This is a genomic window from Pseudomonas sp. 1L-B-1-E-C1 (genome assembly GCF_057291835.1).
Genome location: NZ_JBXAWN010000005.1, coordinates 371,277 through 382,935, shown reverse-complemented (window position 1 = coordinate 382,935; position 11,659 = coordinate 371,277). Strand labels below are relative to the sequence as shown.

Sequence of the window (11,659 nt, the reverse complement as noted above, 5' to 3'; positions counted from 1 at the left end):
TTTGTGTGTTGCCCCGAATTCGTGTTCATCCGCGAAACCTGTGGGAGCGAGCTTGCTCGCGAAGGCGTCCGTTCAGGCAAATCTTCGGCGACTGATACACCGCTATCGCGAGCAGGCTCGCTCCTACAAGGGATCAGTGCGTTGCCCGAATCGAATTTATCCGTGAAACCTGCCGGAGGCGCGGGTTATAAAGCGTCTTATAAATGAAACACCGCCCTCGGCTATACTCCCCGCATTTCGATCAGGCACGAGGATTCACTGTGAAGAACTGGACGTTGCGCCAACGCATCTTGGCGAGCTTTGCGGTGATTATCGCCATCATGCTGTTGATGGTGGTGCTGTCCTATTCGCGGTTGCTGAAGATAGAGGCCAGTGAAAACAGCGTGCGCGACGACGCCATCCCCGGTGTCTATTACAGCTCGATGATTCGCGGCGCGTGGGTCGACAGTTACTTGCAGACCCAGGAGCTGCTCGGCCTCAAGGAAGGCCAGGGCATTTCCAGCGAAGACGCGGCGGACTACAAGGCGTTCGAGGCGCGTCTGCAGGAGCAGATGGCCAACTATCGCAAAACCATGGCCACCGATGAAGACCGATCCGAATTCGCCTTGTTCGAGAAGTACCACGACACCTACATCCAGATTCAGGATGCGGTGCTGGACTTGCACAAGCGCAATCTGGAAGCCGATGCCATCAAGCTGTTCAACGAAAAACTGACCCCGGCCTGGTACACGGGGCGGATGAAACTCAACGACATCATTGGCGAAAACAAAGTCGTCGCTGATACCGCCATGGCCAACATCGACGACGCGGTCGCAACGGCCAAAGTCAGCATGGTCATTTCCCTGCTGGTCGCGGTACTGGCCGCGGGCCTCTGTGGTCTGCTGTTGATGCGCGCAATCATGGCGCCGATGAACCGCATCGTGACCATCCTCGACATCATGCGCACCGGCGACCTCAGTTCGCGCCTGAACCTCGATCGCAAGGATGAATTCGGTGCTGTCGAAACCGGCTTCAACGACATGATGACCGAGCTGACGTCACTGGTATCCCAGGCCCAACGTTCTTCGGTACAGGTGACCACCTCGGTGACCGAAATCGCCGCCACCTCCAAGCAGCAACAAGCCACCGCCACCGAAACTGCAGCGACCACCACCGAAATCGGCGCAACCTCTCGCGAGATTGCCGCGACCTCGCGCGATCTGGTGCGCACCATGACCGAAGTGTCCACCGCTGCCGATCAGGCCTCGGTGCTCGCCGGTTCCGGCCAGCAAGGCCTGGCGCGCATGGAAGACACCATGCACTCGGTAATGGGCGCGGCTGATCTGGTCAACGCCAAACTGGCGATCCTCAACGAGAAGGCCGGCAACATTAATCAGGTGGTGGTGACCATCGTCAAAGTGGCTGACCAGACCAACCTGCTGTCGCTCAACGCAGCGATCGAAGCCGAGAAGGCCGGCGAATACGGTCGCGGTTTTGCCGTGGTCGCCACCGAAGTCCGGCGTCTGGCGGATCAGACCGCCGTGGCGACTTATGACATCGAGCAAATGGTCCGCGAGATCCAGTCGGCAGTGTCGGCCGGTGTGATGGGCATGGACAAGTTTTCCGAAGAAGTGCGCCGGGGCATGTCCGAAGTGCAGCAGGTCGGCGAGCAGTTGTCGCAGATCATCCATCAGGTGCAGGCGCTGGCGCCACGGGTGCTGATGGTCAACGAAGGCATGCAGGCCCAGGCCACCGGTGCCGAGCAGATCAATCATGCGCTGGTGCAGTTGGGCGATGCCAGCAGCCAGACCGTCGAATCGCTGCGTCAGGCCAGTTTCGCCATCGACGAACTGAGCCAGGTGGCCGTCGGCCTGCGCAGCGGCGTTTCGCGATTCAAAGTCTGATGAGCGAAATCATCGCCAAGCGTGGCACCGCGCCTGTGGCGAAGCAGGCGCTGTTTTTGCTGTTTCGCATCGGCAGCGAACGCTACGCCCTGCGCGCTACTGAAGTGGCCGAAGTGCTGCCGCGCCTGCCATTGAAGCCGATTGCGCAAGCGCCGCATTGGGTGGCTGGGGTGTTCGCCTATCGCGGCGCGGTGGTGCCGGTGATCGATCTCAGCGCGCTGACTTTTGGCCAGCCCGCCGAGGCGCGTACCAGCACGCGGCTGGTGCTGGTCAATTACCAGCCGGACGACTCGCAGCGAATGCAATGGCTCGGACTGATTCTTGAGCAGGCCACCGACACGCTGCGCTGTCATCCACAAGACTTCCAGCCTTACGGCCTCGACAACCGCGAGGCGCCGTACCTCGGCCCGGTGCGCGAAGATGCGCAGGGCTTGCTGCAATGGGTGCGGGTCAATGACCTGCTCGATGACGCTGTGCGCAGCTTGCTGTTCCCCGATCCGCCGCGCGATCCGGCGCAGCTTGAGGCGCTGCCATGAATGGTGATCAGCGCTTTTTCGATTTCCTCAAGGCACGCATCGGCCTCGATGTCGCCTCGGTGGGTGCGGCGATCATCGAGCGTGCCGTGCGCCAGCGCACCACGCTGTCCCAGGCTGCCCATGCCGACGAATACTGGCAACTGTTGCAAAGCTCGCGGGATGAGCAGCAGGCGCTGATCGAAGCGGTGATCGTCCCGGAGACCTGGTTTTTCCGTTACCCGGAATCCTTCGCCACCTTGGGCAAACTGGCCCGTCAGCGTCTCGCCGAGCTGAACAACATGCGCGCATTGCGCATCCTCAGCCTGCCGTGCTCGACCGGTGAAGAACCCTATTCGATCGCCATGGCCTTGCTCGATGCCGGGCTCAAACCGCATCAGTTCAAGGTCGACGGCATGGACATCAGCCCGCTGTCGGTGGACAAGGCGCGCCGCGCTGTCTACGGCAAGAATTCGTTTCGCGGGCAGGATCTGCAGTTTCGCGACCGGCATTTCATGCCTGAGCAGGATGGCCACCGGGTCAACGAATACGTTCGTGAACAAGTGCGCTGGCAGGTCGGCAATGTGCTCGATCCGACGCTGTTGGCCAGCGAGCCTGCATTCGATTTCGTGTTCTGCCGCAACCTGCTGATCTACTTCGACCAGCCGACCCAGAAGCAGGTGTTCGAAGTGCTCAAGCGCTTGACCCATGTCGACGGCGTGCTGTTTATCGGCCCGGCGGAGGGGAGTCTGCTTGGGCGCTTGGGCATGCGCTCGATCGGCATACCGCAGTCGTTTGCCTTCAGCCGTCACAGCGAGCCGCACCCCGAACCGCTGCCGACGCCCAAACCGCTCGCCGTGCCGGTCAGCCAACCACTGCGCAGCACCCCGCCAGCGCCAGTGCGCAGCCGTCCGTTTGCCGCCGTGACCGCTTTGCCAGTGACGAAAAAAACCGCCGACCCGGACGCCGCGACATTGCTGGCGCAGATTGCTGCACTGGCCAACGAAGGCAAAAGCGCCGAGGCCCGTGCCGCGTGCGAACAGTATCTGCGCAGTCATGAACCGGTGGCGCAGGTGTTCTACTGGCTCGGCCTGCTCAGCGATGTCGCCGGGCTGAGCCTCGAAGCCCAGGGTTATTATCGCAAGGCCTTGTACCTCGAACCGCAACACCCCGAAGCGCTGATGCACCTGGCCGCGTTGCTGCAGGCCCAGGGCGACTCGGCGGGTGCCCGACGATTGCAGGAGCGCGCCGCCCGCAGCGGGCGCACCGCCGACAGTGAGCGTAAACGATGAACGGGTCCGACACCTTGAACGTCACCCACGAAGACGCCCAGGCCATAGACGATTGCTGGAACCGCATCGGCATCCACGGCGACAAGTCCTGCCCGTTGCTGGAAGAGCACATCCATTGCCGCAACTGCTCGGTGTATTCCGCCGCCGCCACGCGCCTGCTCGACCGCTATTCGTTGCAGCAGGACCAGCGCGACGCGGTGGTCAGCAAGGTCGAAACCGACGTCAAGACCCGCTCTTTGCTGATGTTCCGCCTCGGCGAGGAATGGCTCGGACTGGCGACGCGCAGCCTCGTTGAAGTCGCGCCGCTGCAGGCGATTCATTCGCTGCCGCACCAGCGCTCGCGCGCCTTGCTCGGCGTGGCCAACGTGCGTGGCGCACTGGTCGCGTGCCTGTCGCTGGTGGAATTGCTCGACCTTGACGGCAGCGTTGCGCCGGTCGGCGGCGGACGAGTCATGCCGCGCATGCTGATCATCGCCGCCCACGGCGGGCCAGTGGTGGTGCCGGTGGATGAGGTGGACGGCATCCATGCCATCGACGAACGCATCCTCGATGCCGCGTCGCAGTCCGGTGCGCAGACCAGTGCCAGGTACACCCGTGGCGTTCTGCAATATCGCGGTCGCAGCCTGCGCTGGCTGGACGAAGAACAGCTGTTGTCCGCCGTGACCCGGAGCCTGACATGACCCCCGAGCAAATGCGCGACGCCTCTCTGCTCGAACTGTTCAGCCTCGAAGCCGAGGCCCAGACCCAGGTGCTCAGCGCCGGACTGCTGGCGCTGGAGCGCAATCCGACCCAGGCCGATCAACTGGAGTCGTGCATGCGCGCGGCGCATTCGCTCAAGGGCGCAGCGCGGATCGTTGGTATCGACAGCGGCGTCAGCGTCGCCCACGTTATGGAGGATTGCCTGGTCAGCGCGCAGGAGGGCCGATTATTGCTGCGCCCCGAGCACATCGACGCGCTGTTGCAGGGCACCGATCTGCTGATGCGCATCGCCACGCCGGCCAGCGCGCCGCAATCGACTGACATTGAAGCCTACGTGGCGTTGATGGGGCGTCTGCTCGATCCGTCGGCACCTGCCGCTGTGGTTGCCACGCCGCCGATGGCCGAGTTGCAGATCGAGCCAGCTCCAACAACATCTGCACCGATTGTTGACGAGCCCGCCGAGCCGACACCGCGCCCAAACAAACGAACCACCGAAGGCGGCGAACGCGTCTTGCGCGTCACCGCCGAACGCCTGAACAGCCTGCTCGATTTGTCGAGTAAATCGCTGGTGGAAACCCAGCGGCTGAAACCTCACCTGGCGACCATGCAGCGGCTCAAACGCATGCAGAATAACGGCCTGCGCGCCTTGGAAAACCTCAACGTTCACCTGAAAGAACATGCGCTGAGCCCGGAAGCTCTGGAGGCGCTGGAAGATGCGCGACGCCTGCTCGCCGAGTCGCAGCAACTGCTCAGCGAGAAAAACGCCGAACTCGACGAGTTCGCCTGGCAGGCCAGCCAGCGCGCGCAAGTGCTCTACGACACCGCGCTGGCCTGCCGCATGCGCCCGTTCGCTGACGTATTGGGCGGACAGGCGCGCATGGTTCGCGACCTCGGTCGCAGCCTCGGCAAACAAGTGCGCCTGGAGATCGAAGGTGAGAAAACCCAGGTCGATCGTGACGTGCTGGAGAAGCTCGAAGCGCCGCTCACGCATCTGCTGCGCAACGCCGTCGATCATGGCATCGAAACCCCGGAACAACGTCTGCTCAAGGGCAAGCCCGAAGAAGGTCTGATTCGCCTGCGCGCCTCCCATCAGGCCGGACTGCTGGTGCTGGAATTGAGCGATGACGGCAATGGCGTCGATCTGGAGAAAGTCCGCCGCAGCATCGTCGAGCGGCAGTTGTCCCCAGCCGAAACCGCAGCGCAATTGAGCGAAGAGGAGCTGCTGACATTTCTGTTTCTGCCGGGTTTCAGCTTGCGTGACAAAGTCACCGAAGTGTCCGGCCGCGGCGTCGGTCTGGACGCTGTTCAGCACATGGTCCGCCAATTGCGCGGGGCCGTGGTGCTGGAACAGACGGCGGGCGAGGGCAGCCGTTTCCACCTGGAGGTACCGCTGACCTTGTCGGTGGTGCGCAGCCTCGTGGTGGAGGTCGGCGAAGAAGCCTATGCGTTCCCGCTCGCGCACATCGAACGCATGTGCGATCTGGCCCCCGAAGACATCGTGCAGGTCGAAGGTCGCCAGCACTTCTGGCACGAGGGCCGCCATGTCGGCCTGGTGGCGGCGAGTCAGTTGCTCAATCGCCCGGCCAGTCAGAACGCTGGCGCTACCCTCAAAGTCGTGGTGATCCGCGAGCGCGAGGCAATCTACGGCGTGGCGGTCGAGCGTTTCGTCGGTGAGCGCACGCTGGTGGTGTTGCCGCTGGATGAGCGTCTGGGCAAGGTTCAGGACATTTCCGCCGGGGCCCTGCTCGATGATGGTTCGGTGGTGCTGATCGTCGATGTCGAAGACATGCTGCGTTCGGTGGACAAGCTGCTCAATACCGGGCGTCTGGAGCGCATTGCTCGCCACGGCAACCAGGCCGCAGAAGCGGCGCGCAAACGGGTACTGGTGGTCGACGATTCGCTGACCGTGCGCGAGCTGCAACGCAAACTGCTGCTCAATCGCGGCTACGACGTCGCGGTGGCGGTGGACGGCATGGACGGCTGGAACGCGCTGCGTTCGGAGAACTTCGATCTGCTGATCACCGACATCGACATGCCGCGCATGGACGGCATCGAGCTGGTCACCCTGTTGCGCCGCGACAACCGCCTGCAATCGCTGCCGGTGATGGTCGTGTCGTACAAGGATCGCGAAGAAGACCGCCGCCGTGGACTGGACGCCGGCGCCGACTATTATCTAGCCAAAGCCAGTTTTCATGACGACGCCCTGCTCGATGCAGTGGTCGAGCTCATTGGGGGAGCGCGGGCATGAGGATCGCAATCGTCAACGACATGCCCCTGGCGGTGGAGGCCTTGCGCCGAGCGCTGGCCTTCGAGCCGGCGCATCAGGTGATCTGGGTTGCCGGCAACGGCGCCGAGGCGGTGCAACGCTGCGCCGAAAACACCCCGGACCTGATTCTGATGGACTTGATCATGCCGATCATGGACGGCGTCGAAGCCACGCGGCGGATCATGGCCGAGACGCCGTGTGCAATCGTCATCGTGACGGTGGATCGTCAGCAGAATGTGCACCGCGTGTTCGAGGCCATGGGCCACGGCGCGCTGGACGTGGTCGACACCCCGGCGATCGGCGCCGGCAATGCTCAGGAAGCCGCCGCGCCGTTACTGCGCAAGATACTCAACATCGGCTGGCTGATCGGCGACAAGGCGCCGCGTTCGCGCCCCACGCCGAGTTCGCCGCGCAGTTCGCCGTCACGTCAGCGGCTGGTGGCGATCGGCTCGTCTGCGGGTGGGCCGGCGGCGCTGGAAGTGTTGCTCAAGGGCCTGCCGAAGGATTTTTCTGCGGCGATCGTGCTGGTGCAGCATGTCGATCAGGTATTCGCCGCCGGCATGGCCGAATGGCTGGCCAGCGCCAGCGGCCTCGATGTGCGTCTGGCCCGTGAAGGCGAGCCACCGCAGAGTGGCGCAGTGTTGCTGGCCGGGACCAATCACCATATTCGCTTGTTGAAGAACGGCACGCTGGCCTACACCGCCGAACCCGTCAACGAGATCTATCGCCCCTCGATCGACGTGTTTTTCGAGAGCGTGGCCAGTTACTGGAACGGTGACGCCGTCGGGGTTTTATTGACCGGGATGGGGCGCGATGGTGCGCAAGGGCTTAAGCTCATGCGCCAGCAGAGTTATTTGACCATCGCCCAGGATCAGCACAGCAGTGCGGTCTACGGCATGCCCAAGGCTGCCGCGGCGATCGATGCCGCGGTGGAAATCCGCCCGCTGGAAAAGATAGCGCCACGATTGCTGGAGATTTTCCCCAAATGAACAGGTTGATCGGCAATCCAGGCCCCCGCAGTACTCAGGTGACCGCTCATGAATGATTTACAGATCGACGACATTAAAACCGACGAGAACGCCGCTATGGTGTTGTTGGTGGATGATCAGGCGATGATCGGCGAAGCGGTGCGCCGTGGGCTGTCGGATCAGGAAAACATCGACTTCCATTTCTGCTCCGACCCGCAGCAGGCCATCGCCCAGGCGGTGCGGATCAAACCGACGGTGATCCTCCAGGACCTGGTGATGCCCGGCCTCGATGGCCTGAGCCTGGTGCGTGAATACCGCAATCATCCGGCAACCAAGGACATCCCGATCATCGTCCTCTCGACCAAGGAAGACCCGCTGATCAAGAGCGCGGCGTTCTCTGCCGGTGCCAACGATTATCTGGTGAAGTTGCCGGACACCATCGAACTGGTTGCGCGCATTCGCTACCACTCGCGTTCCTATATGACCCTGCTGCAGCGCGACGCGGCGTATCGCGCGCTGCGGGTGAGCCAGCAGCAATTGCTCGACACCAATCTGGTGCTGCAACGGCTGATGAACTCCGACGGCCTGACGGGCCTGTCCAACCGCCGCCACTTTGACGAGTACCTTGAACTGGAGTGGCGCCGTTCGCTGCGCGATCAGACGCAGCTGTCATTGCTGATGATCGACGTCGATTACTTCAAGTCGTACAACGACAGTTTTGGCCACGTGGAAGGCGACGAAGCGTTGCGCAAGGTCGCCACAGCGATCCGCGAGGCCAGCGCGCGACCGTCGGACCTGCCGGCGCGTTATGGCGGCGAGGAGTTCGTGCTGGTCCTGCCGAACACCTCACCGGGCGGCGCGCGGCTGTTGGCGGAGAAGCTGCGCCAGACCGTGGCGGCGCTGAAGATCCCGCATAACACACCGGCCGAAGGCTCCAGTCTGACCATCAGCATCGGTCTGGCGACCATGGTGCCGCAGGCGGGGAGTGATTGCCGGCTGCTGATTTCGGCGGCGGATCGCGGCTTGTATCTGGCGAAGAACAATGGACGCAATCAGGTCGGGATCGAATAGCCCGCGATCCTGGTAGGAGCTGCCGAAGGCTGCGATCTTTTGATCTTGAAAGCAAAATCAAAAGATCGCAGCCTTCGGCAGCTCCTACAGTGAGAATGTGTCAAGTGAATCACCCCCACACCCGCCAGACGGGCTGCCGCGACAGCCTGTTTACGTTATACTCGCCGGCTTTCAAAAGTTCGCCAACGAGTGCTGCCCGTCATGGAAATCAACCCGATCCTGAACACCATCAAGGACCTGTCCGAGCGCTCCGAAACTATTCGGGGGTATCTTTGACTACGATCAAAAGCATGAGCGTCTGACCGAAGTCAATCGCGAGCTTGAAGATCCGAGTGTCTGGAACAAACCTGAATACGCCCAGGAACTGGGCCGCGAGCGTGCCGCGCTGGCGCAGATCGTCGACACCCTCGACGAACTGAACGGCGGTCTGGCCGATTGCCGCGACCTGCTGGACATGGCCGTCGAAGAGAACGACGAAGGCGCAGTGGGCGATGTCGTCGCCGAGCTGGCCCGTCTCGAGGAAAATCTGGCCAAGCTGGAATTCCGTCGCATGTTCAGCCATGAAATGGACCCGAACAACGCCTATCTGGACATCCAGGCAGGTTCCGGCGGTACCGAAGCGCAGGACTGGGCCAACATCCTGCTGCGCATGTACCTGCGCTGGGCCGACAAACGCGGTTTCGACGCGACCATCATGGAACTGTCCGCCGGCGAAGTCGCCGGAATCAAGGGCGCGACCGTGCACATCAAGGGCGAATACGCCTTTGGCTGGCTGCGTACCGAGATCGGCGTGCACCGTCTGGTGCGCAAGAGCCCGTTCGACTCCGGCAACCGTCGCCACACTTCGTTCTCCGCCGTTTTCGTCTCGCCAGAGATCGATGACAAGGTGGAAATCGAAATCAACCCGGCAGACCTGCGGATCGACACCTATCGTTCCTCCGGTGCCGGTGGTCAGCACGTAAACACCACCGACTCGGCCGTACGTATCACCCACGTACCGACCAACACCGTGGTCAGCTGCCAGAACGAACGTTCCCAGCACGCCAACAAGGACACCGCGATGAAAATGCTGCGGGCCAAGTTGTACGAGCAGGAAATGCAGAAGCGCAACGCCGCCTCGCAAGCGCTGGAAGACACCAAGTCGGACATCGGCTGGGGTCACCAGATCCGCTCTTACGTGCTCGATGCCTCGCGGATCAAGGATCTGCGGACCAACATCGAACGCAGCGATTGCGACAAGGTGCTCGATGGCGACATCGATGAGTACCTGGAAGCCAGCCTGAAATCGGGCCTGTAACAGACGCCAACACAGGATCGAGCGATTCGATCCCTGTAGGAGCCAGCCTGCTGGCGATCCCCGGGCCGCAGGGCCCGGGGGCAACGAACCTGATGGAATACTTAAAGACATGAGCGACCTACAACTCGACCCGCAAGCCCTGCAACAGGAAGAAAACTCCCTGATCGCCCTGCGCAAGGAAAAGCTTGCTGCCGAGCGCGCCAAGGGCAATGCCTTCCCGAACGACTTCCGCCGCGAAAACTACTGCGATGCCTTGCAGAAACAGTACGCGGACAAGACCAAGGAAGAGCTCGCAGAGGCTGCAATCCCGGTCAAGGTTGCCGGTCGCATCATGCTCAACCGTGGCTCGTTCATGGTGATCCAGGACATGACCGGGCGCATTCAGGTCTACGTCAACCGCAAGACCCTGTCCGAAGAAACCCTCGCCGCAGTGAAAACCTGGGACATGGGCGACATCATTGCTGCCGAAGGCACCCTGGCGCGTTCCGGCAAGGGCGACCTCTACGTTGAAATGACCAGCGTGCGCCTGCTGACCAAATCGCTGCGTCCGCTGCCGGACAAGCACCACGGCCTGACCGACACCGAACAGCGCTACCGTCAGCGTTACGTCGACCTGATCGTCAACGAAGACGTGCGCCAGACCTTCCGCGTGCGTTCGCAAGTGATCGCGCACATCCGCAGCTTCCTGATGAAGCGCGACTTCCTCGAAGTCGAAACGCCGATGCTGCAGACCATTCCCGGCGGCGCCGCGGCCAAGCCGTTCGAGACCCACCACAATGCGCTCGACCTGCCAATGTTCCTGCGTATCGCCCCTGAGCTGTATCTGAAGCGTCTGGTGGTTGGCGGTTTCGAGAAAGTCTTCGAGATCAACCGCAACTTCCGTAACGAAGGTGTTTCGACCCGTCACAACCCTGAGTTCACCATGTTGGAGTTCTATCAGGCGTACGCCGATTACGAAGACAACATGGACCTCACCGAAGAACTGTTCCGCGAGCTGGCGCAGCTGGTGCTGGGCAGCACCGACGTGCCGTATGGCGACAAGGTGTTCCACTTCGGCGAACCGTTCGTGCGTCTGTCGGTGTTCGACTCGATCCTCAAGTACAACCCTGAGCTGACCGCCGATGATCTGAACGACATCGACAAGGCCCGCGCCATCGCCAAGAAGGCCGGCGCCAAGGTGCTGGGCTTCGAAGGTCTGGGCAAGCTGCAGGTGATGATTTTCGAAGAACTGGTCGAGCACAAACTGGAACAGCCGCACTTCATCACTCAGTACCCGTTCGAAGTGTCGCCGCTGGCCCGTCGCAACGACGACAACCCGAACGTCACCGACCGCTTCGAGCTGTTCATCGGTGGCCGTGAAATCGCCAACGCCTACTCCGAGTTGAACGACGCCGAAGACCAGGCCGAGCGCTTCATGGCCCAGGTGGCCGACAAGGATGCCGGCGACGACGAAGCCATGCACTACGACGCCGACTTCGTCCGTGCGCTGGAGTACGGCATGCCGCCAACCGCCGGTGAAGGTATCGGCATCGATCGTCTGGTGATGTTGCTGACCAACTCGCCGTCGATCCGCGATGTGATCCTGTTCCCGCACATGCGACCGCAAGCGTAAACGTTTCAGTTGAAAAGCCGCCTAAAACAGGCGGCTTTTTATTGCCTGTCTGGTACAAA

The 11,659-nt window shown here is 62.0% G+C and carries 10 protein-coding genes; all 10 read left to right on the top strand.

Annotation, left to right across the window (positions count from 1 at the left end):
* A partial coding sequence (locus tag AC0Z4S_RS11890; RefSeq protein WP_485623119.1) for a hypothetical protein occupies positions 1–207 on the top strand: 207 nt, incomplete at its 5' end.
* Positions 208–260: 53 nt separating this feature from the next.
* On the top strand, positions 261–1,883 hold the full coding sequence (locus AC0Z4S_RS11885) for a methyl-accepting chemotaxis protein (RefSeq protein WP_485623118.1): 1,623 nt from the start codon (positions 261–263) through the stop codon (positions 1,881–1,883).
* Positions 1,883–2,419, top strand: coding sequence for a chemotaxis protein CheW (locus AC0Z4S_RS11880; RefSeq protein WP_485623117.1), 537 nt, complete (start codon positions 1,883–1,885; stop codon positions 2,417–2,419). The genes AC0Z4S_RS11885 and AC0Z4S_RS11880 overlap by 1 nt, the downstream gene beginning before the upstream one ends.
* Positions 2,416–3,687, top strand: a complete 1,272-nt coding sequence (locus tag AC0Z4S_RS11875) for a CheR family methyltransferase (RefSeq protein ID WP_485623115.1) — start codon at positions 2,416–2,418, stop codon at positions 3,685–3,687. The genes AC0Z4S_RS11880 and AC0Z4S_RS11875 overlap by 4 nt, the downstream gene beginning before the upstream one ends.
* The gene (locus AC0Z4S_RS11870; RefSeq protein ID WP_471877370.1) at positions 3,684–4,367 is read left to right on the top strand and encodes a chemotaxis protein CheW; all 684 of its coding nucleotides are present in this window, start codon (positions 3,684–3,686) and stop codon (positions 4,365–4,367) included. The genes AC0Z4S_RS11875 and AC0Z4S_RS11870 overlap by 4 nt, the downstream gene beginning before the upstream one ends.
* Positions 4,364–6,634, top strand: a complete 2,271-nt coding sequence (locus tag AC0Z4S_RS11865; RefSeq protein ID WP_485623113.1) for a response regulator — start codon at positions 4,364–4,366, stop codon at positions 6,632–6,634. Before AC0Z4S_RS11870 ends, AC0Z4S_RS11865 begins: the two co-directional genes overlap by 4 nt.
* Positions 6,631–7,641: a chemotaxis-specific protein-glutamate methyltransferase CheB gene (gene cheB / locus AC0Z4S_RS11860; RefSeq protein WP_485623111.1), complete on the top strand. Its 1,011-nt coding sequence runs from the start codon at positions 6,631–6,633 to the stop codon at positions 7,639–7,641. Before AC0Z4S_RS11865 ends, cheB begins: the two co-directional genes overlap by 4 nt.
* Before the next feature lie 48 nt (positions 7,642–7,689).
* Positions 7,690–8,691, top strand: a complete 1,002-nt coding sequence (locus tag AC0Z4S_RS11855) for a response regulator (protein ID WP_116658290.1) — start codon at positions 7,690–7,692, stop codon at positions 8,689–8,691.
* Positions 8,692–8,892: 201 nt separating this feature from the next.
* Positions 8,893–9,988 (top strand): peptide chain release factor 2 gene (gene prfB, locus AC0Z4S_RS11850; protein ID WP_099758102.1). Its coding sequence is split into 2 segments (ribosomal slippage): positions 8,893–8,964 and positions 8,966–9,988, totalling 1,095 coding nucleotides; the frame shifts between segments, so codons are not numbered across the junction.
* Positions 9,989–10,097: 109 nt separating this feature from the next.
* The gene (gene lysS / locus AC0Z4S_RS11845; RefSeq protein WP_329517496.1) at positions 10,098–11,600 is read left to right on the top strand and encodes a lysine--tRNA ligase; all 1,503 of its coding nucleotides are present in this window, start codon (positions 10,098–10,100) and stop codon (positions 11,598–11,600) included.
* The last annotated feature ends 59 nt before the right edge of the window (positions 11,601–11,659 follow it).